Genomic DNA, 23449 nt, shown 5'->3' with positions numbered 1-23449 from the left:
CCTTCTTGTGACGCGGTCGGGCCAGCCCCCCTGAAACACCGGCCCGTCACAGTTGAGCGTCTTCTTATCTGGTGTCTCTTCCCGATGGTTCCCTGCCATCGGACCCGACCGTCCGGTTCTCCCGTTTGCCTCCGGACGGTACCTATCGGCGGAGCGCGTCCAAGCCAATTTCCAGGCCGACGTTGCCCCCCACCATAGGCCCCCTGGCCTTGGGTGCGCTCCGCCGTTCCTTCTTTTCCCCGATGCCGTTCAGCAGCCTTGACGCAGGAAGGTCCACCCGGCTTTCTGGTGGCCGTCGAAGGCTTTCCCGGTAGCGACCCGCCCGTGCGTCCCGCCATCCTGTTTCCGCTGTTCAAACCGGTCACGGCACTCCCCGGCCTCGGCCCCCGGCTGGGCAAGCTGGTGGAGAAGCTGGCCGGCGCCCATGTGGTCGATCTGCTGTGGCATCTGCCCTGCGGCGTGGTCGACCGCCGCTTCTCGCCGAAGATCGCGCAGGCGCCGCATGGGCGCATCGCCACCCTGACCGTGCGCATCGACTCGCACGCGCCGCCGCTGAACCCGCGCCATCCCTACAAGATCCGCTGCACCGACGAGACCGGCGTGCTGGAGCTGGTCTATTTCCATGTCCGCGGCGACTGGCTGTCGAAGCAGATCCCCGCCGGCACCACCATGGTGGTTTCCGGCAAGGTGGAGTGGTTCAACGACACCGCCCAGATCACCCATCCCGATGCCGTCGTCCCGGTCGACGCCAAGGAAGAGCTGGAACTGGTCGAGCCGGTCTATCCGATGACCGCCGGCCTGCCGGCCAAGACGCTGCGCAAGGCGGTGCGCGCCGCACTGAACGATGTCCCACCACTCGATGAATGGCAGGACCCGGCATGGCTGTCCCGCCGCCAATGGCCGACCTGGGCCGAGGCACTGAAGCGTGCCCACACGCCGGAGGATGAGGGCGACCTCGCCGCCACCGCGCCCATCCGTTGCCGCCTCGCCTATGACGAGCTGCTGGCGAACCAGCTGGCTCTGATGCTGGTGCGTGCCAGCCAGCGCCGGCTGGCCGGGCGGGCGACCCAGGGTGACGGCAGCCTGCGCCGCGCCGCGCTGGCGGCGCTGCCCTTCTCCCTGACCGGCTCGCAGGCTGGATCGCTGGAGGAGATCTATGCCGACATGGCCGCCGAACGGCGGATGCTGCGGCTTCTCCAGGGCGATGTCGGCAGCGGCAAGACCGTGGTCGCGCTGATGGCGATGCTGAACGCGGTGGAGACCGGCGCCCAGGCCGCTCTGATGGCGCCCACGGAAATCCTCGCCCGCCAGCATGCCGAGAGCCTGGCGCCGCTGTGCAAGGCGGCCGGTATCGAGATCGGGCTGCTGACCGGGCGCGACAAGGGCAAGGCGCGCCAGGCTGTGCTCGACCGGCTGGCGTCCGGCGAGCTGCCGCTGCTGGTCGGCACCCATGCCCTGTTCCAGGAGGATGTCGCCTTCAAGGATCTGGCGCTGGCGGTGATCGACGAGCAGCACCGCTTCGGCGTCCATCAGCGCCTGCAACTGTCGGCCAAGGGGCGGGCGGTCGATGTGCTGGTGATGACCGCCACACCGATCCCGCGCACGCTGACCCTGACCGCCTATGGCGACATGGACGTGTCGCGCCTGACCGAAAAGCCGGTCGGCCGCAAGCCGGTGCAGACCGTCACCATCGCCCTTGACCGGCTGGAGGACGTCGTCAACGGCATCCAGCGCAAGGTGGCAGAGGGCGCGCGGGTTTACTGGGTCTGCCCGCTGGTCGACGAATCGGAACAGAGCGACCTCGCCGCCGCGACCGAGCGCCATGCCTTCCTGCGCGCCACCTTCGGCGATCGCGTCGGGCTGGTCCATGGCAAGATGCGCGGGCCCGACAAGGATGCGGTGATGGCCGCCTTCGCCGAAGGCAGCCTGGATGTGCTGGTCGCCACCACGGTGATCGAGGTCGGCGTGAACGTTCCGGAAGCGACGGTGATGGTGATCGAGCATGCCGAACGCTTCGGCCTCGCCCAGCTTCACCAGCTGCGCGGCCGGGTCGGCCGTGGCGAGAAGCCGTCGAGCTGCCTGCTGATGTTCGAGTCGAACCTGACGGAGACGGCGCGCGCGCGGCTGAAGACCCTGCGCGACACCGAGGACGGCTTCGTCATCGCGGAGGAGGATTTGCGCCTGCGCGGTGCCGGCGAGGTTCTGGGCACCCGCCAGTCGGGCCTGCCAGGCTTCCGGATGGCCGACCTCGCGGTGCATGGCGACCTGCTGGCGGTTGCGCGCGACGATGCCCGGCTGGTGGTGGAGCGCGACCCCGACCTCGCCAGCCCGCGCGGACAGGCGCTGCGGACCCTGCTTTACCTTTTCGAACGGGATGCGGCGGCCAAGACCTTGCGGTCGGGCTGATCGCCGTCCCGATCCTCGTCGTCAGGTTCGGCCGGCATTTCCACCAGGGTGGGGCGGCGGTCGGGCGGGACGACGATGCCGCCGGACATCACCAGCTTCAACCCATCCTCGACGGTCATGTTCAGCACGGTCACGTCTCGCCGCGGCACCATCGCCAGATAGCCGGCGGTGGGCGGCGCACAGGGGATGAAGACGTTGACGATGTCGTCGGCTTCGCCGGCCAGCTTCACCTGCACCTCGGGATGGGCGCTGCCGGTGATGAAGCCCAGCGACCACACGCCGGGGCGCGGATACTGGATCGCCACCACCTCGCGGAAGGCGTTCGATTTCTTGGCCAGCACCGTCTCGAAGATCTGCTTCACCCCGCCATAGACGGAGCGGACGACCGGCATGCGTCCGACCACCCCTTCGCCAACGCCCAGCACCAGCCGGCCGACATAGCCGGCGGCGAAGGCGCCGATCAGGGTGACGGCGATGATGACCACCAGAACGCCAATGCCGGGGATCGAGAAGGGCAGATAGTTTTCCGGATTGTAGACGCTGGGGATCAGCGGCCGGATATATCCGTCGATCAGCGAGACGAACCACCAGGCGATATAGACGGTGATGGCTATAGGGGCCGTTACCAGGATGCCGGCCAAAAAATAGGCCCGCAGGCGCCCCATCAACCCGATGCCTTCGCGGCGATGCCGCGCCGGCTCCCCCGTATGGCCTTTCGCCTGGGGCTTGCCCTGGGTTTTCGGGTCGGCCTTCACCTCGGCCTTCGGTTCAGTCTGATCTCCGCTCACGCCTGCCCATCCGCCCATCGTCCGTCCGCGCCATAGTGGGGCAAGCGCGGCCCGCTCTCAACTGCCGCGTAAGGGGACGCGGGAATTGGGAAAAGCCTCAGCCGACCAGCGAGCTCGCGATCACCGACAGCAGCGTGACGGCCCCGGCGATGGCGGCGCCGTCGACATGGTTAGGGAAGGCGCGCCAGAACTCGTCCTTCGAGACCGGTTCCGGTGCGTCGTATTCGTCTATCGACAGGCCGGCGGCGAGGCTGCCGCAGGTATGGTCGGCGATGGCGCCCGACAGATGCGCCATGGCGACGGCGAGATAGCAGAACTTTACGAAATCCAGCAGGAAGCCCAGCGTGCTGTTCGCCTCGCCCAACGGGCTGGCGGTGAATCCGGTGGCGGCGACCGTGCTCGCCATGGCGATGGCCGCTGCGAAGGGGATCAGGGCGACCGACAGCAGCCGTTGCCGGTCGATGCGGCGGGCGGTGGGCACGGGGAACAGGCTCGGCATGGTCGGCGCTCCGGGCAACGATGGGACTGGCCAATGGGAATTCGGCGTGGCGTCACCCCCTTCTGCGCGCTTGGCGTTAACGGAGGGTTGACACCGGCCAATAGTCACAGCGCCTTCCACCTTTGCGCAGGTCACGCTATCCTTCGGAGCAACATACAGTCCGGGGCGAAGCCGGAATCTTCCGTGCCAAAGACCGACATGACGAAACCAGAATGACCAAATCCGACAGCCCGGCCGATGGGCTGGCTGAGGCATCCGCCGCCGGCCTGGACCGCATCGAGCTGCTTCGCCCGCTGTCCGTCGACCAGCGCGCCGCGGTGGCGCGCCAATGCCGCTGGCGCCGCTTCGCTCCCGACGAGCAACTGATCGACCATTGGGCCGACACCCGCGACGTCGCTTTCGTGGTCGAAGGGCGGGTGCGGGTGCTCAGCCATTCGGCCGGTGGGCGCGAAATCAGCTTCAACGACATCGAGGCGGGGGAACTGGTGGGGGAGATGTCGGCGCTGGACGGCCGTCCGCGGTCCGCGTCGGTGGTGGCGCTGGGGGAGGGCGCCTTGATCGCCTTCCTGCCGGCCAAGCCTTTCCAGGCGCTGGTAACCGCCCATCCGGATCTGGCGATGGCGACGATGCTGCGGCTATGCGACAAGCTGCGAGGCGCCACCGACCGCATCATGGAACTGTCGACGCTGGGCGCCAACAACCGCGTTCATGCCGAACTGCTGCGCCTCGCCAAGCGTGGTTCGCGCCAGGGTGCGTCGGCGATCATCGCGCCGATTCCCGTCCATTCCGACATCGCCGCCCGCGTCAGCACCACGCGTGAAACCGTCGCCCGCGTGCTGAGCGACCTGACCCGCGACGGGATGCTGGAACGCCGTCCCGACGCGCTGGTGGTGCGCGACCTGTCACGGCTGGAAATGCTGGTCGAGGATGTCCGCGGCGGCGCCTGAGCGCGCCGGCAGGGAAGCGTACCCTGCTCGGACCCTGAAAAAGAAAAGGCCGCGGCAACCCGTATGGTCGGGCCGTGCCGCGGTCGCCTTTCAAACCCTCAAGACTTTTTTTGCTTTTGTTCCGCGATCAGCGGTGCAGAGACCGGACCAGGATCGCCACCGGGGTGGCCATGGCCCATTCGGTCAGGAACGCGGCGACCGGACGCAGCAGGATCGCCGCGGGGGTGGCTTCGAACCAGTCGGCGGCGAAATCGCGGACCGGATGCTGGGACTGGGTGTCGCCATGGATTCCATGATCGCCATGATGAAGGCTGAGGATGCTCATGATCGTCTCCGTCGGCTGGAAATGTCGGAAGGGGTGGCGGGGTGTCAGCGCTTCAGCAGGCCGAGCAGGTAACCGGCCGGGGTGGCGGCAACCCATTCACGCAGGAAGGCGCCGACCGGACGCAGGACCAGATAGGCCGGGGTGGCTTCGAACCAGGCCACCGGGAATTCGGCGACGGCGTGCAGGGCATCGGTCGAAGCGTGGTGTTCGGTGCCGGGGTGGAAAGTGGTGGTGGTCATTGTCGTCTCCATCGGGCTGTTGAGGAGACTATATACTGGTATACCCAATGCCAAATACGCGGCCTTTGCATTGCTGAATGCCGCAAAAATTACAGCTATACAGAGGTTTCCTTTGGCAAATCGTCATTGGACAAATCAATCAGTGTCCCGAACTATAAACCCATGGCGACGCCATCCGGACTGCTCCCCCGCGCCCGCCGGATGTTCGGCCGACCAACCAACATCTTGACAGTGCTGCCGGAAAAAACGACTTCAGGGGGATGGTTCAGTATATCGGCCCCGATCCGCTCCGCAGTCTCTACGACGCCGTCCAAACGATGCGGCGCGAACCCTCCGCCATTCCGGAGACCTCCCGCACCGGAAAGCTGCTGGCCCAAGGCCGCGCCCGCATGGCGCGCAAGGTGGGAGAGGAGGCGATCGAGGTGGCAATCGAGGCGATGCGTGGCGACCGCGGCGCGCTGGTGATGGAGGCGGCGGACCTGCTGTACAATCTGGTGGTGCTGCTGGCCGACCTGGATGTCGCCCCCGACGAGATCCTGGCAGAGCTGCGGCGGCGCGAGCTGGCCTACGGCATAGCCGAGAAGCTGCCGAAATCGGACGACCCCATCAACGGTGTCGCCGCCGGCCATGACAGGCCGCTTCCCCCCAAACCCAATTCGGACAAACCCAATCAGGCCAAACGCTGCAAGCGTTAGGCGGAGTCCGCCTCCTGCGGGAAGACCAGATCGAACCGCGTGCCCGCGCCCCTGGCGAAATGGTATTCGCCGTGGATTTGCCGGGTGAAGGCCCGGATCAGATCCATGCCCATCGACCGCCGTCCGGGCGGGGCGGTATCCCCCGGTTCCGGCGCGCCGGTGCCGTCGTCCTCGATGCTCAGGTGCAGCGATCCGTCTTCCGCCGTCACCGCGATATCGATGGTGCCGGAGCCGCGGCCCGTGAAGGCATGCTTGTAGGCGTTCGACACCACCTCGTTCAGGATCAGGGCGAAGGGCACCACACGGTTCAGGTCGAGGCTGACGGGCTCGACCCTGTGCCTGATGACGATGGTCCGGCCGGGGCGGCTGTGGAAGCTGTTGAGGTGCCCGGCCAGCGCCTCGACGAAATTGTCGAGCCGGACCGCCGATATGCCGGTCGACCGGTAGATCTGCTCGTGGATCAGCCCCATCGTGTTGATGCGGGTCAGGGCTTCGCTGAACGGCGCTTCCAGTTCGGGCGACCGCTGCGCCTGCAACTCCAACAGGCTGAGAATGACCTGCAGGTTGTTCTTCACCCGGTGGTGAATGTCGCGCAGCAGCACTTCCTTGTCGGCAAGCGCCTGATCGAGGTGATGGGTGCGCTCGGCGATGCGGCCCTCCAGCGCCTCGTTGGCGCGGCGCAGCGCCCCCTGCGCATTCACCGCCTGCCGTGACCGGTGCAATGCGATGCCGCCCAGCAGACCCAGCAGGCCGAGCGCTGGGAAGGCCGTCAGGACATAGGGCAGCACCCGGTCGCGCCAGGCCGCCTCGATGGAGGCGACATCGGTGCCATAGACCACGTAGACGGGCAGGTCGGGCACCTTGCGGCGGGCCAGCAACCGCTCGATTCCGTCGGAGGGGGTGACCGCGCGGAAGATGCCGTTCCTGTCGGGGGCGGAGATCAGTTCCGGGAAATGGCCGATGGCGGCGCTGTCCTCCGGTGCGATCATCGGATTGCGGACCAGCACCTCGCCATCCTCGCGCATCAGCAGGATCACATCGCGGGACCCATGCAGGACCGAACGGTAGAAGTCGCTGAAATAGCTGGGAAGCAGCGAGATCTGCGCCACACCCTGGAACCGGTGGTCGGGCAGTTCCATCCGGCGGCTTAGAGTGAAGACGACCTCCGATACGATCTTGCCGTTCATCCGTGAACCGATGTGAAGCATCGTGCCGGGATTCCGGTGGGCGCGGAAATACTCGCGGTCTCCCGCGTTTAGCGGGCGCATCGGCCATTCGTAGCTGCTGGCGCGAACCCGCCCGGTCTCGTCGGTAATCCAATAGGACTGGACCTCCGGCGATTGCGCGGCCATCGCCTTCAGCCGCTCGAACAGCAGGGGAGTGTTGTCGATCCGGTCCCAGCCCAGGTCGTCCACCATCCATTCCATGTGCGACAGGGTGGAGGCATGGATGCCCAGCGTTCTCGCCGCATGTTCCTCAAGAACGCGGGCGATGGCGATGCTGCGGTTCTCCGCCTCGGAGATCACCTGGCTGCGATACTGGTAGGCCGAGAACACCAGAAGGGCGGCGGTGAGCCCCAGCGATACCGCCAGCAATGCGCCCACAGCCAGGGACGCTGCCTTGCGCCCTCCCCGTTCCGCAACCCGGCTTCCTGCGGCATGTGCGTCCTGTTCGAGGCCAGCAGGGGTCATCGGGGCGAGGTGGTCCTTCCGTAAAGAGGATGGGCAGGGCCTGAGAATAGCTCAACCGTTGCATTCCGTCATCCGACAACCATATCGGGTTAAGCATCTATACTATTTCCCCGAATGGTAGGCTTCGTCCTCTCTTCTGTCCAATCCGGCATGATGCATTGGGACTTCGGCCGAGGGAGCATCCCCGCAGCATGGAAAAAGGAATCCTCCATCTCCTCTCCCGGTGGGCAGCTGTCCCGTGGTCAGTGTCGCACCCGCTCTGTCCTTTGCACAGCTTCCGTTGTGTGTGGGCGCAATGAACTCTTGCGAAACATTGACGAACCGACACGGCGCTGTTCACTAATATGCGACAAATTGAAACGAATGCTGCCGATTCGTCCGATCGGACTTGGAACCGGCACCGGACGGTGGTTCCATTATGCTGCGATGAGGGCGGTCATGCCCAGCGGTATGGGGGCGAGGGATGATGGGGATGGACGGTGGGCTGGACGACGAGCTGCTGTTCGGCCCGGAAGACGGTGCCGTGACCGTGGCAACGCCCCGGCCATCCGGGCTGCCCTGGCCCGTTCTGGTGGTGGACGACGATCCCCAGGTCCATGCCATGACCGCGGTTCTGCTGCGCGACTTCGATTTCGACGGACGCCCGTTCGAGGTGGTTAGCGCGCTGTCGGCGGAGGAGGCGAAGGCGGTCCTAATCCAGCGGCCCGACCTGCCCATCGCCCTGCTCGATGTGGTGATGGAGACGGAGGATGCCGGCCTGAAGCTGGTCCGCCACATCCGGGAGGAACTGGGCAACCATCGCATGCGCATCATCCTGCGCACAGGCCAGCCGGGACAGGCGCCGGAACGAGACGTCATCGTCGGCTATGACATCAACGATTACAAAGCCAAGAGCGAACTGACCGCCCAGCGTCTTTTCACCACCCTGGTCAGCGCGTTGCGCGCCTGGCGCGACATCGTGACGATCGAGCGCAACAGGCAGGGGCTGGAGCGGATCCTCAGCGCGTCGGCCCCGCTGTTCGAGATGCGGCCGATGCGCAGTTTTGTCGAACGGCTGGCGGAGCAGATCGCCCGCGTCGTCGATCACGGCGCCGCGCCGGCGGTGCTGGCCTGCCGGCCGGTTGCGCGTGCCGACGGGAGCCTGACCGTCGAAATCGTCGCCGGGCTGGGTCCGTTCGCCGGCAGCATCGGCATGCCGGTCGGCGAGGTCCTGACCGTCGCCGCCGCCGCGGAGGTGGCAACTGCGCTCGCCACCCAGTCCAACCTCTACCGTGACGACCATTGCGTCCTGGTTTTCCGCACGCGCGAGCATGGCGTGACCATCTTCCGGCTGGAACGGACGGAGCCCTATATCGCCGACGAGCACCGTCTGCTGGAGCTGTTCTGCAACCGCGTCGCCATCGGGTTCGACAATGTCTGCCTGTATGAGGAGCTGATGGCGCTGAACCGCTCGCTGGAACAGCGGGTGGAGGATCGCACGCTGGAACTGGCCGCCAACCAGAAGGCGCTGATCCTGGCGAAGGAACGGGTGGAACGGGCGCTGGAGCGCGAACTGCTGGCGCGCGACCAGCAGCGCCAGTTCCTGGGCATGGTCAGCCACGAATTCCGCACGCCGCTCGCCATCATCGACAGCGCCGCCCAACTGCTGGCGATGCGGGCCGGGCAGGTGGAGCCGGAGATGCTGGAACGGCTCGCGGTGATCCGTGGCAGCGTGCAGCGCCTGACCGGCCTGATCGACTCCCATCTGACCGACGAGCGGCTGCAGAGCAATGCCCTCGTCGTGGAGCGGGCCGAGGTCGACCTTCCGGACCTGATCCGCACCGTCGTCCAGCCTTTCCGCGTCGCCTACCCCGACCGCGAATTCCGGCTGACCCTGGACCGTTTGCCGCGGCGGGCGGAGATCGATGCCAACCTGATCGGTCTGGTGATCAGCAATCTGGTCAACAACGCCCTCAAATATTCCGGGCCGGGTGGGCCGATCCTCCTCAGCGGCGACACCGACGGCGCCATGGCGGTGATCGAGGTGACGGACCAGGGCCGCGGCATTCCCGAGGTGGAGCTTCCGCGCCTGTTCGACCGTTTCTTCCGCGGGGCGGGCGCATCCGGAGTGCCGGGCACCGGCATCGGGCTGCACACCGTCCAGCAGATCGCCCTGCTGCATGGCGGCGCGGTCGCCGTCGACAGCATGCTGGGGAAGGGATCGACCTTCCGGGTCGTGGTGCCGGTGTGATGCAGCGCGATGTCGGGGCGGCTCCCATCTCGCCTCTCCGAAAGTCTATGGTCCTTTGTCATAGGAGGTGACATAGTCGGACGGAACCCTGGTACCGGTGGAACGTCAGGCCGCAGCCATGCTCGCCCAGCAATATGCGTCGATTAAGCGCGATCTCGACGACAAGGGGATCGTGTTCTCTTTCAGCGGATATTTGTCGGAGGGGATACTTTACTCCCTGGGTGAGGCTCTGCGCGAGAAGCTGGCCTTGGAGGCGGCCGACGGGCCGACCATCCGCCGCGTCTTCTCGGTCTTTGTCGAGCAGATGCAGAACATCATCCGATATTCGGCGGAGAAGATGTCCGGCACCGCCGGCCGCGCTGTGGAGCTCAGTGCCGGAATGGTTACCATCGGCATGGAGCGCGGAAAGGTCTTCATCGTCTGCGGCAACACCGTGCGCAACAGCGAAGTGCCCCGCCTGAAGGAACGGCTGGACCATCTGAAGAGCCTGGATCGCGACGGCATCAAGAGCTACTACCGCGAGCAGCTTCGCGAGGAGCCGGACGACGGCAGCCGCGGCGCCACGCTGGGATTGATCGAGATCGCCCGGCGGGCCAGCGATCCCATCGATTACGATTTCAACGCGATGGACGCCGACCGCAGCTTCTTCTGCCTCAAGGTCAGCGTATGAACGTTCGAGCCGAGCAGCATGCGATGGACTGCCTGACCATTCCCGCCACCGGACGGACGCCCGGCGTGTCGTTCGACTTCGCCAGCGGCCATTTGCGGATGACCGGCGAATCCTATCCCGACGATGTCGCGGCCTTCTTCGGCCCGGTGTTCGAGGCGTTGCGCGGCTTCCTCGACGATCCCGACGGCGGTCCTATCCGCTTCGACATGGAGCTTCTCTACTTCAACAGCTCCAGTGCCAAGGCTCTGATGAACATATTCCAGATGCTTGAGACGGTGGCCAAGGGCGGGCGGCCGGTGACGCTGACATGGTGCGTCGAGGAGAATGACGAGTCCATGCGCGAACTGGGCGAGGATTTCGCGGAGGATTTACGGCACGTCGTCTTCCAGATGCGGGAGATGCCCGCCGGCGGCCCGCCATGAGCTTCAATCTCTTCGCCGCGGAGGAGGAGGCCCTCGCCAAGGCCCGCGCTCTGGAGACGAGGCTGGGCGCGCTGGCGCCGGACTGCCTGCCCGAATTCCGCGACCTGATCGCCGCCTTCGAACTCAGCACGCGGGAGCAGCAGCGGCTCGTGCGGGTCAGCGACCGGTTGCAGGCCCAATTGAGCGACGCCATCCACGAGTTGGACCGCCAGCGCAGCGAGGCGGAGGCGGCACTCGATCACCTGCGCGAGGCGCAGGAGGCGATGGTCCAGTCGGAGAAGCTGGCGTCGCTCGGTGCGCTGGTCGCCGGCGTCGCCCATGAGATCAACACGCCGGTCGGCATCGCCGTCTCCTGCGCCTCGCATCTGGCCGACGCCACCCAGGCGATGCGCCGGCGGGCAGACGGCGGGACCTTGGGCAAGGCGGAGTTCGCCCGCTACCTCGCCACGGCGGTCGACACCACCGATCTGATCCTCGGCAATTGCGAAAGGGCGTCGCAGTTGATCGCCGGCTTCAAGCAGGTGGCGGTGGACCGCGCCAGCGCGGTCCGGCGCACCGTCAATCTCGCTTCCTATATCCAGGACACGCTGGTCAGCCTTCAGCCCAAGTTCCGGCCGTCGGGCCATGCGGTGGCGGTCTATTGTCCCGCCGACCTGGAACTGGACAGCTATCCCGGCGTGCTGTCGCAGATTTTGTCGAATCTGGTGATGAATGCGCTGACCCATGCCTTCGCCGACGGGCAGGCTGGGGGGATGGCGATCACGGTGGATTGTCCGGATGCCGACACCGTCCGCATGTGCTTCGCCGACAATGGCCGCGGCATGAGCGAGGAGCACAGCGCCCGGGTGTTCGAGCCCTTCTTCACCACCCGGCGCGGTCGCGGCGGCAGCGGGCTTGGGCTCCACATCGTCCACAATCTGGTGGTCGGTGTGCTGATGGGCTCGATCACGGTGTTAAGCGCGCCTGACCTGGGCACCAGTTTCACCCTGCAGTTCCCCCGCCGGACACCCGACCGCGACCTGCCGGTCGAGGCTCTGACGATGTAAGAACCGGGCTCAGCCCTGGCCCGCCCCAACCACCCGGATCGGAGCGGAGAACACGTAACCGACGCCATGCACCGACTTCAGCGGCGCGGGACCGCCGATGGCGCCCTCCACCTTGTGGCGCAGGCGGCCGACGACGGTGTCGATGGAGCGGTCTTCCGGGTTCCAGCGGCGATTGTACAAAGCCTGGGAGATCTGGTCGCGTGTCGCCGGCTTGCGTGCCTGGGCGGCGAGCAGGCTGGTCAGCTTCATCTCCATGCTGGTCAGGCTGATGCGGATGCCGGCAGGATTGGTCAGGCTCCATTCCGTCGGGTCCAGCGACCAGCGCGCCTCGTCCGCCCCGTCGCCGGCGGCTTCGCCGGACGCCGCGCCGTTGGCGGACTGGGCGGCCGATTCCGCGGCGCGCTCGCTCAGCCGCCGCAGCAGCGACTTCACCTGCGCTTCCAGTTCGCGAAGCTCGACCGGCTTTACGAGATAGGCGTCGGCGCCGATCTCCAGCCCGACGATGCGGTCGACCGTCGAACTGCGGGCGGTGACCATGATGATGCCGGCGCCATGATGGTCGCGCAGCCGGGCCGCGATCTTGAACCCGTCCTCGTCCGGCAGATTCACATCCAGGATGACGATGGCGGCGGTGCGGGTCTGCAACAGCCGGTCCAGTTCCGTCCCGTCGCGGGCGCCGATGGCATCGAATCCGCAGCTCGACAGATACTCCACCATGTCCGACCGCAAGGAATTCTCATCTTCGACCACGACGATCGTCGGACCGGCCATGCCGTGTTCTCCCCATCACCACTCCAGCGGGTGCAACATACCCTGGAATGCCTAAATTTTAAAACAAACTTGAGTGGTAGTCGCTGCTCCCGCTGCGCCTGCGTCACAACCCGTCACAATATATGACGTGTCTGTAACAGATTCGCACAATCGGTCCAGGACTTTTACGCCGCCCGGCGGCTGGACCCTGTGCTGGAAATGGCGGCTGCGTCCGTCAGCCGCACGCGGAAACCGAACAGGGTGATGTCGTCACGCTGTTCGCGGCCGCACTGGAACCGGTCGAGCGAGCGTTCCACCTCGGTCTTCAGTTGGTCGAGTGGGCTGTGGGTGCCTTGGCTCAACAGCTCGTGCAGCCTGATCCGGCCGAAGCTGCGTCCGCGCTCCCCGCCATTCTGGTCGACCAGACCGTCGGTGCCCATCAGGAAGGTCTGGCCGGGCCGCAGGGCAATGCTCTGGTTGGTGAAGGGCGACTCGGCGCCACACCCGGCCGGCTCGCTGCCGGTCGCGCGAAAAGCGCTCGGACGATAGCCCAGGCTGCGGCGGTCGCCCCGCAGTTCCGTCAGGCCGCCGTCGGCGACGACCAGCAGCGGGATACGGGCGCCGGCGAAGACCAGTTTGCCCTCGGCCGGTCGGATGTGGCACAGCCCCAGGTCGAGGCCGTTGTCGAAGCAGTCTGCTCCGCCGCGCGCTTCCTCCTCCTGATGCAGGGCGGCGCGGACCTTGCGGTCGACGGCGGCAAGCACCGCGGCCGGATCTGCTGCGCCAAGCTGGTCCAGTGCATTGTTGAGGATCGCGCTGGCGGTCATGGTCATGAAGGCGCCGGGCACGCCATGGCCGGTGCAGTCGGCCACAGCGACCACGAATCCGTCCTCGACCTCCCGGCAGACATAGAAGTCGCCGCTGACCACGTCGCGCGGGCGCCACAGAACGAAATGTTCGGTCAAGCCGGCCGACAGCGTGCCGGTGGACGGCAGGATGGCCGACTGGATCAGCTGGGCGTAGTTGATGCTGTCCATGATGGCGCGGTTGGTGGCGGCCAGCGCCTCGGTCCGGTCGCGAACCCGGCTTTCCAGGGTGCTGGTGTGATCCTGCACCGTCGCCGCCATCCGGTTGAAGCCATCGGCAAGCACACCGATCTCGTCGCTCCGACCGGCATCCATGCGGGCGCCGTACTCTCCGCGGGCCATGGCGCTTGCCAGCTGCGTCAGGCGGCGCAGCGGGCGCAGCACCATCCGGTTCAGCGTCAGCCCCAGCGCCGCCATCGCCCCCAGCAGCGACAGCAGAAGCAGCCCGGCGACCGGGATCAGCGCATCCAGCGTGGCTTGCCGCACCTCGGCCGTCGAATAGGCGATGCGCAGATGCCCGACCGTCTGCACCCGCCCTTCGCGTCCGTGCAGAAGGATGGGGCGTTCGACGGTGACGATGCCGTCGGCATCCTCGGTCTTTCCTGCGGCCTTTCCAACTGAGGTCCGCGCCAGCGGCTGCTCCCGGTCCGTCTCGAAGACGGCGATGGAGCGGATCGCCGGATCGCGGGCGGTCAGCGCCTCGATCATGCGCTGGGCGCTGCGGTTGTCCATTTCCCACACGAAGCCGCTGAGCGCGTCGGCCTGGGTGGCGGCGACCAGCTCGGCCCGCCGCAGCAGGTCCTGATGGCGCTGTCCCTCGACGATCTGCTCCGAAAGCAGCATCGCGATGGTGCCGATGCTTGCCGTCGTCAGCAGGATGGCCCCTGCCACCCGCGCAAGCAGGGAGGATCGCCGGTTCAAGACAATATCCCGCTGCGCCGCCACAGCGCTTCCAGGCGCCCGTCCGCCTCCAGACGGTCGAGCAGCCCATTGAGCCAGCCGGCGGTGAGCGCCACGCCGTGCCGGATCAGGATGGTGTGCTCGTAAATCTGATCGGTGCGGTCGGAGACCAGGATCTGCCGGGCAAGCTCCGGCTCGCGCTGAAGGAAGCGGGTCAGGAAGGATCGGGTGACGATGGCCAAGTCGGCCCGCCCGGCGACGACGCTGCGGACATTGCCCTCGTGCGTCACTGTGACGCGGGTGCGGTAACGCTGCTCCAGCCGCTTGGGGTCGGCATCGAAGCCGGCGAAGGCATAGTGATAACCGAGCCGTCCGAGAATCGTCTTCCCGCTCAGGTCGTCGAAATAACGCTGGTCGATTCCCGGTGCCGCCCTGGCGATGAACACCTCCGCATCGCGCAGAAAGGGGCGGGTGGTATCGACCGGGCGGTCCTGCCAGCCCCAATTGCGGCACTCGAAGGCGATCATGTCGAACCGCCCCTGTTCCAGATCCTCGTAACGGCGCTGCGGGGCGGTCCTGACCGTCTCGAACCGGAAGTCGCCCTGGGCGCCGTTCAGCAGATCCAGCAGGTCGCGCGTGATGCCGCCGCCGGTTTCGTCGACATAGGGCGGGAACTCATAGGCGCCGACCTGGATGATCGTGGTCGAAGCCTGTGCCGACCGGAGCCCAAGGAGCGGAAGGGTGCAGAGAAAGGGCAAGGCGGTTCCAAGAACCGTCCGGCGGGATAGCGGTCCCGACATTGCGCCCCTCCCGTGCTACCGCGAACAGATTAGGATCAGTCTACCCCGGTATGCACCCACGTCGCAATGCAGGACGTTTCCTTATCAAGTCCGGCAAAACAGCCTCTCCGGTACGATAACTTCCTCTCCAATCTCTCAAGCCGCCTCGGTGGCCCTTTCCGTCTGGGCATCGGCCAGAGCGGCGATCTCGCCGCCGGTCAGGGTCTCACGCTCCAGCAGGGCCTGGGCGATGCCGTCCAGGGCGGCGCGGTCGGTGCGCAGCAGCCGGCGGGCATGGTCCATGCCTTCGTCGGTGATGCGCCGGACCTCTTCGTCGATGCGCCATGCCGTCCGTTCGGACCGCGCCCCCGGTTCCGCCGCCGCATGGGCGACGAAGCCGATCTCCTCGCTCATCCCCCAGGCGGTGACCATCCGCCGCGCCAGATCGGTGGCGGCGCGGAAGTCGGCCTCGGCCCCGGTGGTGACCTGATCGGCGCCGAAGGCCATCTCCTCCGCCGCGCGGCCGGCCATGGCGACGGCGATGTCGGCCATCAGCTTGGCGCGCGAGACCGAGACACGGTCGCCTTCCGGCAGCCGCACCACCATGCCCAGGGCACCGCCGCGCGGGATGATGGTTGCCTTGTGGATCGGGTCGGCCTGCGGGCAGCGCAGCGATACCAGCGCGTGGCCGGCCTCATGCACCGCGATCAGCCGCCGTTCGTGCGCCGTCAGGGCGAGGCTGCGGCGCTCAGTGCCCATCAGCACGCGGTCCTTCGCAGCCTCGTAATCGGCCATGGTGACGATGACACGGCCCTGGCGCGCTGCCGACAGCGCCGCCTCGTTGGTCAGGTTGGCCAGTTCCGCGCCGGAGAAGCCCGGCGTGCCGCGCGCCACCGTGCGGGCGCAGACGTCGGGGGCCAGCGTCAGGCGCCCGGCATGGACGCCGAGGATGGCCTCGCGCCCGGCGACGTCGGGCAGGCTGACATGGATGTGGCGGTCGAAACGGCCGGGGCGCAGCACTGCGGGGTCCAGCATCTCCGACCGGTTGGTGGCGGCGATCACCACCACCTCGCCGCCATCGACGATGCCGTCCATCTCCACCAGCAGCTGGTTCAGCGTCTGCTCGCGTTCCGAATGGCTGGTCGATTCGCCGCGCTTGCCGGCCAGCGCATCGATTTCGTCGATGAACAGGATGCAGGGGGCGCTGGCGCGGGCGGTCTTGAACAGGCTGCGTACGCGCGCGGCACCCAGACCGACGAACATCTCGACGAAATCCGATCCCGACGCGGCGAAGAAGGGCACGCCGGCCTCGCCCGCCGCGGCCTTGGCCAACATGGTCTTGCCGGTGCCGGGCGGGCCGACCAGCAGGATGCCCTTCGGCACGTGGGCGCCGGCCATGGCGAAGCGGCGCGGATCCTTCAGGAACTGCACCGTCTCGCGCAGCTCCTCCTTCGCCTCGTCAACGCCGGCCACGTCGGCGAAGACGGTCTTGGTGTCCTCCGGCCGCACGCGGGTGGCGCGGCCCATGCCGAAGAACTGTCCGCCGCTCATCAGCAACCCGCCGATCAGCAGCGCCACCACCACGAAGGGAGCGGCACGGTCCAGCACGCCCACCGTCTGCGCCATCAGCCCGCCGGGGCCCTCGTCGAAGGCGATGGCGACCTTGTGGGCGCGCATCTCCTTCAGCAGATCGTCGGTCACCGGCATGACGACGCGATAGCGGCTGCCGTCCGTACCGACCGCATGCCCGGTGCCGTTGGCAAAGGTGATCGAACCGAGTTCGCCGCGCCCGGCCTGCTCGATCAGCGCGCTGTAGGTGGCCGGCCGTTCATCCGCCCGCTGGTGGTGATCGTACCAGGCGGCGAAGCCGAGCCACACGGCAAGCAGGGCGGCCAGGACGGCAAGTGCGATCAACGGGCGTTTCGGCAGCGTGGGCATGTCGGCTCCGCAAAGGGAAAAGGACTGGCTTTCGATCTATGCCATTGATGCTGGAGGGTGGGGCATGACAGCAACCGATAAGGCCCCGCGTCCCTTCTTTGACACCGTAAGCGGTGCGTTTCCGGAATGGCTCCTTTCGGATTCTACGGAGATCTCAAGCGGTTGCCGATAGGCTTCTCTTCGGACAGTATGGTCCTCCAACCAAAGTGCACCGCCCGAACGATAAGGACCATACCGACATGGCCGAGGCCGCCGCCGCGGCGCCCGCCCTCCAGCTGGAAGGCGTGACCTGCACCTTTCCCTCACCCGACGGCCGGGGACGTTCCTACACCGCCGTCCAGGGTGCCAGCTTCACCGTCGCCGACGGGGAGTTCGTGTCGATCGTCGGCCCGACCGGCAGCGGCAAGTCGACGATGCTCAACGTTGCCGCCGGCCTGCTGAAGCCCAGCGAGGGCCGTGCGCTCTCCTTCGGGCAGCCGGTGACTGGCATCAATCCCAAGGCCGGCTACATGTTCCAGGCCGAGGCGCTGATGCCCTGGAAGTCGGCGCTCGACAATGTCGCCGCCGGGCTGGAGTTCCGCGGCGTGTCGAAGGCGGAGGCGCGGGACCGCGCGCTGCCCTGGCTGTCGCGCGTCGGGCTGGAGGGGTTCGGCGACCGCTTCCCGCACCAGCTCTCCGGCGGCATGCGCAAGCGGGTGGCCCTGGCCCAGACGCTGATCGTCGATCCGAAGATCATTCTGATGGACGAGCCCTTCTCGGCGCTCGACGTCCAGACCCGCCAGATGATGGAGAACGAGCTGCTCGACCTGTGGGCGGCCGACCGCAAGTCGGTGGTCTTCATCACCCACGACCTGGAGGAGGCCATCGCCATGTCCGACCGGGTGCTGGTGCTGTCCGCCGGGCCGGGGGCGCGGCTGATCGGCGAATACCGCATCGGGCTGGACCGTCCGCGCGACGTTGCCGAAATCCGCATGACCCCGCAGTTCCTAGCGTTGCACCAGGAGATCTGGGCGCAGCTGCGCGACGAAGTGCTGAAGGGCTACGCCCAGACCAAGCTTCGGTGACGACATCATGAGATCCCACGCCAAACGCCTGCCCAGCCGTCCGGTCATCCTGCTGCTGCAATTGGGCGTCCTGATCGCCTTCTTCCTGATCTGGCATGTCCTGACCGACACCAAGATCCTCAGCCCCTTCTTCTTCGGCACGCCGGGGGCGGTTCTGGCCCGCACCTGGGCCGACTTCGCCTCGGGGGTCATCTGGTACCATCTCGGCATCACGCTGCTGGAGACCGCGCTGGCCTTCATCATCGGCACGGTGGCCGGCATCGCCTTCGGCTTCTGGTTCGCCCGCGCGCCGTTGGTCTCCATCGTCTTCGACCCCTACATCAAGGCGGTCAACGCGCTGCCCCGCGTGGTGCTGGCGCCGATCTTCGCGCTGTGGCTGGGGCTCGGCATCTGGTCCAAGGTGGCGCTGGGGGTGACGCTGGTCTTCTTCATCGTCTTCTTCAACGTCTACCAGGGCGTGAAGGAGGTCAGCCCGGTGGTTCTGGCGAATGCCCGCATGCTGGGCGCCAGCTCCCGCGACCTGTTCCGCCACGTCTATCTGCCCTCGGCCCTGTCCTGGGTCTTCTCCTCGCTGCACACCGCCGTCGGCTTCGCCATGGTCGGTGCGGTGGTGGGCGAGTATCTGGGATCCGCCGCCGGCCTCGGCTACCGCATCCATCAGGCGGAGGGGGTGTTCGACACGGTCGGCGTCTTCTCCGGCATGCTGGTTCTGACGATCTTCGTCGTCCTGATCGATGCCGCCGTCACCATGATCGAGAAGCGGCTTCTGCACTGGCGGCCGCAGGACACCGGCGGCGGGCAGCACTGAAATCCAATAGGAAAATTCCAAAGGGAGGCAACCAATGACGCTCAAATCGCTGATCGCGGCCGCCGCGGTCGCCCTGACCCTGGGAACGTCCGGCTTTGCCGTGGCCCAGGGCAAGCTTGAGAAGACCGACATCAAGATCGCCGTCGGCGGCAAGCCGCTGCTCTATTACCTGCCGCTGACGCTGGCCGAGCGGCTGGGCTACTTCAAGGAAGCCGGGCTTAACGTCGAGGTCAGCGACTTCGGCGGCGGCGCCAAGAGCCTCCAGGCCCTCGTCGGCGGCTCCGCCGATGTCGTGACCGGCGCCTACGACCACACCATCCAGATGCAGGCCAAGGGCCAGCCTATCGTCGCGGTGACCCAGCTCGGCCGCTATCCCGGCATCGTCCTGGCATCGGTCAACAAGTCCGGCACCGTCAAGTCGGTGCAGGACCTGAAGGGCAAGAAGGTCGGCGTCACCGCCCCCGGCTCCTCGACCAACTTCATGCTGAACCATGTGTTGACCTCGCTCGGCTTGAAGCCGGAGGATGCTTCGGTCATCGGCGTCGGCGGCGGCCCCAGCGCCATTGCGGCGATCAAGCGCGGCGAGATCGATGCGATCGTCAATCTCGACCCGGTGATCAGCCAGGCCCAGGCCGACGGCGACATCACCATCCTGGCCGACACCCGGACCGAGAAGGGTACGATGGACGTCTATGGCGGCCCCTATCCCGCCGCCGTGCTCTACATGAAGCCGGACTTCATCAAGGAGAACCCGAAGACCACCCAGGCGCTGGCCGACGTCTTCGTCCGCACCATGCTGTGGCTGAACAAGGCCAGCACCGACGACGTGCTGAAGGTCCTGCCGGAGGAATATTTCCTGGGCAACAAGTCGCTCTATGCCCAGGCTTTCGAGCATTCCAAGCCGACCTATTCGCCGGACGGCCGCTTCACCCAGGAGGGTGCCGATGCCGCGCTGAAGGTGCTGAAGGCCTTCGACCCGGCGGTGGCGTCCGCCAGCATCGACCTGTCCAAAACCTACACCAACCAGTATGTCGAGGACGCGCTGAAGCGCCTCCAGAAGTAAGTTCTGCGGTAGGTTTCGAAATACCCATAGAAAAAATGCGGGCGCGGCATTCTGTCGCGCCCTTTTTCATGCTGCACCGCCGTTAGACTGGACGAAATCGGTCCTGATTGCCCCCCGGATCAGGACCACTCATCCAGCAGCGGAGTGTCCCATGGCCGAAGTGATTTTCTACGGACTGGCCGATTGCCCGGCAAACACCAGACAGAAGCAGCAGCTGGCTGCCGCCGGCCACAGGCTGGTCGAGCGCGACCTTGCCACCGCCGAGCTGACCGCCGCCGAGTTGCGCGCCTTCTTCGGCGACAAGGAGGTCGATGCCTGGTTCAACCGCCGCGCCGCAGCGGTGAAATCCGGCGCCGTGACGCCCGGCGCCCTCGACGAGTCGGCCGCGCTGGCGGCGATGCTGGCCGACCGCGAGCTGATCCGCCGCCCGCTGATCCAGGTGGGCGACCGCCGCGAGGCCGGCTTCGACCCGACCACGCTGCATGGCTGGATCGGCCTGACCTCCGGCGAAAGCTGCGACGACAAGCACGCCCGCGGCCAGTGCGACCACGGCCACCAGCATTTCGTCAAGGCGCCGGCGGCTTAACCGGACTTACTCCGGCGGCACTTCGCGCGGCTTGCGATCCTCGCCGATGGCGACATAGGTGAAGACGCCCTCCGTCACCTTGATCGGGTCGGAGCCGGACCGTTCGCGGCGCACCCAGGTCTCGATGCGGACGCGCAGCGAGGTGCGGCCGACCTTCTCGATCCGGGCAAAGCAGCTGACCTCGTCGCCGACGAAGACCGGCTTGTGGAAGGTCATCGCTTCGATCCCGACGGTGGCGACGCGGCCATGGCTGCGCCGCACCGCCACCGTCCCGCCGGCCAAATCCATCTGTGCCAGCAGCCAGCCGCCGAAGATGTCGCCGTTCGGATTGGTGTCCGCCGGCATCGCAATTGCCCGCAGGGCAGGGCCGTTGTCGAAGTCGTATGCGTCCGCTGCGCTCATGCTTCCTCCGGCGTCATAAAAATTTTGCCCACAAAACCATGTGGCGACGCAGTATAAGCGGCCCAGGATGCGCTTGCGCACCCCTGACGAAATTCCTATCATCCCGTCATGAGCGATCTTTTCGAGAACACGGCCCCCAAGGCCGACAGCTATTCCGCCCAGGACATCGAGGTTCTGGAGGGGCTGGAGCCTGTCCGGCGCCGGCCGGGCATGTATATCGGCGGCACCGACGACCGCGCGCTGCACCATCTGGTGGCCGAGGTGTTGGACAACGCCATGGACGAGGCGGTGGCCGGACACGCCAGCCGAATCGACTTGGAGCTGACCGCCGACTATACGGTGATGGTGCGCGACAACGGTCGCGGCATCCCCATCGACGACCACCCGAAATATCCGGGCAAGTCGGCGCTGGAGGTCATCATGACCACGCTGCACTCCGGTGGCAAATTCTCCAACAAGGTCTACCAGACCTCGGGCGGCCTGCACGGCGTCGGCCTGTCGGTGGTGAACGCCCTGTCGGACCGGCTGACCGTCGAGATCGCGCGCGAAAAGCAGCTCTACGTGCAGGAATACAGCCGCGGCCTGCCGCAGGGGCCGCTGGCCCATCGCGGCAACGTCAACCGGCGCGGCACCACCATCCGCTTCCACGCCGATCCGGAAATCTTCGGCGAGACCGCTCATTTCGAACCGCACCGGCTGTACCGGCTGGCGCGCTCCAAGGCCTATCTCTACCGCGGGGTGGAAATCCGGTGGAGCTGCGATCCGGCCCTGCTGTCGGTCGACGCCACCACGCCCGCGTCGGAAACGCTGCATTTCCCCGGCGGACTTCAGGATTACCTGAACGCCGCGCTGAAGGACCGTAAGACCCTGACGCGCTTGCCCTTCGCCGGCGCGCTCGATTTCCCCAACGGCCAGGGCCGGGTGGAATGGGCGGTGGCGTGGCCCGACGATGACGAGGGCTTCTCGCACACCTACTGCAACACCGTGCCGACCCCGCAGGGCGGCACCCACGAGGCCGGCCTGCGCACCGCGCTGACCCGTGGCCTGAAGGCCTATGGCGAGCTGACCAGCAACAAGCGCGCCGGTCAGGTCACCGCCGACGATGTGATGGGCGACGCCTGCGTCCTGCTGTCCGTCTTCATCCGCGAACCGCATTTCCAGGGCCAGACCAAGGAGAGGCTGGTGACGGCGGAGGCCCAGCGCCTCGTCGAGACCGCGGTGAAGGACCATTTCGACCATTGGCTGTCCGGCGACCCGCAGAGTGCCAACGGTCTGCTGGAACGGCTGATCGAAAAGGCCGAGGAACGGGCGCGGCGCAAGCAGTCCAAGGAGATGACGCGCAAGTCGGCCACCCGCCGGCTGCGCCTGCCCGGCAAGCTGGCCGATTGCTCGCGGAATTCCCCCGAGGGCACCGAACTGTTCCTGGTGGAGGGTGATTCGGCCGGCGGCTCCGCCAAGCAGGCCCGCCAGCGCGAGACCCAGGCGATCCTGCCGCTCCGCGGCAAGATCCTGAACGTCGCCAGCGCGTCGGTCGACAAGATGAAGGCCAATCAGGAGCTGAACGACCTGACCCAGGCGCTCGGCTGCGGCATCGGCAAGGATTTCTCGACCGACAAGCTGCGCTACGAGCGGGTCATCATCATGACCGACGCCGATGTCGACGGCGCCCACATCGCCTCGCTGCTGATGACCTTCTTCTACCGCGAGATGCCGGCGCTGATCCAGGAGGGCCACCTCTACCTCGCCCTGCCGCCGCTTTACCGGCTCAGCCACGGCAATAAGCAGGTCTATGCCCGCGACGACGCCCACAAGGACGAGCTGCTGTCGAAGATGTTCAAGGGCAAGAAGCCCGACATCAGCCGCTTCAAGGGTTTGGGCGAGATGATGCCGGCCCAGCTGCGCGATACGACGATGGACCCGTCCAAGCGGTCGCTTCTGCGCGTGGTCGTGCCCAACGCCGCCGATCCGGAAGAAAAGCCGGAATTCGAGCGCACGCGGTTGCTGGTCGAGGATCTGATGGGCAAGCGTCCGGAGCTGCGCTTCAAGTTCATCCAGGACAATGCGAAGTTCGTGAAGGCCGACGACATCGACGTGTGACGGGGGGAGGGCATCACCCCGCCACTCAGCCGTCCGGCCAGGGGCAGCGGAGTTCCGCTGCCCAACGGCCGTCTTCCAAGCTGTCCGATCCGTACTTCTGATCCTTACTGCGGCCCGGATTCCACCTGAAGATCGGGTGGCGGAACGTGCGTGAATTTCTCGGTTACAGAGAATGACGCCCTAATATATCCTCTCGTGAACAGCTGTCTTGATGGTTTTTCCCGCATCATGACCTGTT

Annotated in this window: 21 protein-coding genes and 1 pseudogene; 12 read left to right on the top strand and 10 right to left on the bottom strand. The window is 66.6% G+C overall.

Features of this window, described 5'->3' with window-relative positions:
• Positions 1-324 precede the first annotated feature (324 nt).
• Positions 325-2406 carry an ATP-dependent DNA helicase RecG gene (gene recG, locus ABNQ38_RS17820; RefSeq protein ID WP_377809549.1) on the top strand — a complete coding sequence of 694 codons (2082 nt, stop codon included), beginning with the start codon at positions 325-327 and terminating at the stop codon, positions 2404-2406.
• Here recG and ABNQ38_RS17815 read toward each other — a convergent pair.
• Positions 2358-3194: a DUF502 domain-containing protein gene (locus ABNQ38_RS17815; RefSeq protein ID WP_377809548.1), complete on the bottom strand. Its 837-nt coding sequence runs from the start codon at positions 3192-3194 to the stop codon at positions 2358-2360. The genes recG and ABNQ38_RS17815 overlap by 49 nt on opposite strands.
• A 97-nt stretch (positions 3195-3291) precedes the next feature.
• Complete coding sequence (locus ABNQ38_RS17810; RefSeq protein WP_377809547.1) at positions 3292-3693, bottom strand: hypothetical protein; 402 nt, start codon at positions 3691-3693, stop codon at positions 3292-3294.
• Positions 3694-3905: 212 nt separating this feature from the next.
• Between ABNQ38_RS17810 and ABNQ38_RS17805 the strand changes: the two genes are divergently transcribed.
• Positions 3906-4640, top strand: coding sequence for a Crp/Fnr family transcriptional regulator (locus tag ABNQ38_RS17805; RefSeq protein ID WP_377809546.1), 735 nt, complete (start codon positions 3906-3908; stop codon positions 4638-4640).
• 127 nt (positions 4641-4767) lie between these two features.
• On the opposite strand, the gene ABNQ38_RS17800 is transcribed toward ABNQ38_RS17805, so the two are convergent.
• Positions 4768-4965, bottom strand: coding sequence for a hypothetical protein (locus tag ABNQ38_RS17800; RefSeq protein ID WP_098740011.1), 198 nt, complete (start codon positions 4963-4965; stop codon positions 4768-4770).
• 44 nt (positions 4966-5009) lie between these two features.
• Complete coding sequence (locus tag ABNQ38_RS17795; protein ID WP_377809545.1) at positions 5010-5204, bottom strand: hypothetical protein; 195 nt, start codon at positions 5202-5204, stop codon at positions 5010-5012.
• Between the two features lie 260 nt (positions 5205-5464).
• Between ABNQ38_RS17795 and hisE the strand changes: the two genes are divergently transcribed.
• The gene (hisE, locus tag ABNQ38_RS17790) at positions 5465-5899 is read left to right on the top strand and encodes a phosphoribosyl-ATP diphosphatase (RefSeq protein ID WP_377809544.1); all 435 of its coding nucleotides are present in this window, start codon (positions 5465-5467) and stop codon (positions 5897-5899) included.
• On the opposite strand, the gene ABNQ38_RS17785 is transcribed toward hisE, so the two are convergent.
• Entirely contained in the window at positions 5896-7503 is a 1608-nt protein-coding gene (locus ABNQ38_RS17785; protein ID WP_377809543.1) for a sensor histidine kinase, read from the bottom strand. The two genes, hisE and ABNQ38_RS17785, sit on opposite strands and share 4 nt — an antisense overlap.
• Before the next feature lie 550 nt (positions 7504-8053).
• Here ABNQ38_RS17785 and ABNQ38_RS17780 point away from each other — a divergent pair.
• The 4 genes from ABNQ38_RS17780 to ABNQ38_RS17765 all read left to right on the top strand — a co-directional run bounded on the left by ABNQ38_RS17780 (position 8054) and on the right by ABNQ38_RS17765 (position 11958).
• Entirely contained in the window at positions 8054-9820 is a 1767-nt protein-coding gene (locus ABNQ38_RS17780) for a DUF3369 domain-containing protein (protein ID WP_377809542.1), read from the top strand.
• A 97-nt stretch (positions 9821-9917) separates the two neighbouring features.
• Positions 9918-10490, top strand: coding sequence for a SiaB family protein kinase (locus tag ABNQ38_RS17775; protein WP_377809541.1), 573 nt, complete (start codon positions 9918-9920; stop codon positions 10488-10490).
• Positions 10487-10912 carry a DUF1987 domain-containing protein gene (locus ABNQ38_RS17770; protein ID WP_377809540.1) on the top strand — a complete coding sequence of 142 codons (426 nt, stop codon included), beginning with the start codon at positions 10487-10489 and terminating at the stop codon, positions 10910-10912. Before ABNQ38_RS17775 ends, ABNQ38_RS17770 begins: the two co-directional genes overlap by 4 nt.
• Positions 10909-11958, top strand: coding sequence for a sensor histidine kinase (locus tag ABNQ38_RS17765; protein ID WP_377809539.1), 1050 nt, complete (start codon positions 10909-10911; stop codon positions 11956-11958). The genes ABNQ38_RS17770 and ABNQ38_RS17765 overlap by 4 nt, the downstream gene beginning before the upstream one ends.
• 9 nt (positions 11959-11967) lie before the next feature.
• Here ABNQ38_RS17765 and ABNQ38_RS17760 read toward each other — a convergent pair whose 3' ends face one another.
• The 4 genes from ABNQ38_RS17760 to ftsH all read right to left on the bottom strand — a co-directional run bounded on the left by ABNQ38_RS17760 (position 11968) and on the right by ftsH (position 17191).
• Positions 11968-12729 carry a response regulator transcription factor gene (locus ABNQ38_RS17760; protein WP_377809538.1) on the bottom strand — a complete coding sequence of 254 codons (762 nt, stop codon included), beginning with the start codon at positions 12727-12729 and terminating at the stop codon, positions 11968-11970.
• 164 nt (positions 12730-12893) lie between these two features.
• A complete protein-coding gene (locus tag ABNQ38_RS17755) occupies positions 12894-14495 on the bottom strand; it encodes a SpoIIE family protein phosphatase (RefSeq protein ID WP_377809537.1) in 1602 nt (533 codons plus the stop codon).
• Positions 14492-15274 (bottom strand): substrate-binding periplasmic protein, encoded by a 783-nt coding sequence (locus ABNQ38_RS17750; protein ID WP_377809536.1) that lies wholly within the window; start codon positions 15272-15274, stop codon positions 14492-14494. Before ABNQ38_RS17750 ends, ABNQ38_RS17755 begins: the two co-directional genes overlap by 4 nt.
• A 135-nt stretch (positions 15275-15409) precedes the next feature.
• A complete protein-coding gene (gene ftsH / locus ABNQ38_RS17745) occupies positions 15410-17191 on the bottom strand; it encodes an ATP-dependent zinc metalloprotease FtsH (RefSeq protein ID WP_377809535.1) in 1782 nt (593 codons plus the stop codon).
• Positions 17192-17430: 239 nt separating this feature from the next.
• Between ftsH and ABNQ38_RS17740 the strand changes: the two genes are divergently transcribed.
• The 4 genes and pseudogenes from ABNQ38_RS17740 to ABNQ38_RS17725 form a co-directional block, all read left to right on the top strand.
• Positions 17431-18255 carry an ABC transporter ATP-binding protein gene (locus tag ABNQ38_RS17740; RefSeq protein WP_377809534.1) on the top strand — a complete coding sequence of 275 codons (825 nt, stop codon included), beginning with the start codon at positions 17431-17433 and terminating at the stop codon, positions 18253-18255.
• 7 nt (positions 18256-18262) lie between these two features.
• On the top strand, positions 18263-19063 hold the full coding sequence (locus ABNQ38_RS17735) for an ABC transporter permease (RefSeq protein ID WP_377809533.1): 801 nt from the start codon (positions 18263-18265) through the stop codon (positions 19061-19063).
• A 34-nt stretch (positions 19064-19097) separates the two neighbouring features.
• Positions 19098-20126, top strand: a complete 1029-nt coding sequence (locus tag ABNQ38_RS17730; protein ID WP_377809532.1) for an ABC transporter substrate-binding protein — start codon at positions 19098-19100, stop codon at positions 20124-20126.
• 40 nt (positions 20127-20166) lie between these two features.
• Positions 20167-20712, top strand: a pseudogene (locus ABNQ38_RS17725) (ArsC/Spx/MgsR family protein); the annotation flags it as partial.
• 6 nt (positions 20713-20718) lie between these two features.
• Here the strand turns inward: ABNQ38_RS17725 and ABNQ38_RS17720 are convergent.
• Entirely contained in the window at positions 20719-21114 is a 396-nt protein-coding gene (locus ABNQ38_RS17720) for an acyl-CoA thioesterase (RefSeq protein ID WP_014247936.1), read from the bottom strand.
• A 108-nt stretch (positions 21115-21222) separates the two neighbouring features.
• On the opposite strand from ABNQ38_RS17720, the gene parE reads away from it, so the two are divergent.
• On the top strand, positions 21223-23211 hold the full coding sequence (parE, locus tag ABNQ38_RS17715) for a DNA topoisomerase IV subunit B (protein ID WP_377809531.1): 1989 nt from the start codon (positions 21223-21225) through the stop codon (positions 23209-23211).
• The last annotated feature ends 238 nt before the right edge of the window (positions 23212-23449 follow it).

It is taken from the genome of Azospirillum sp. A29 (genome assembly GCF_042604625.1).
Taxonomy (GTDB): domain Bacteria; phylum Pseudomonadota; class Alphaproteobacteria; order Azospirillales; family Azospirillaceae; genus Azospirillum; species Azospirillum palustre.
Note: the sequence above shows the minus strand (reverse complement) of the source record. Positions and strands in the feature narration are given on the sequence as shown.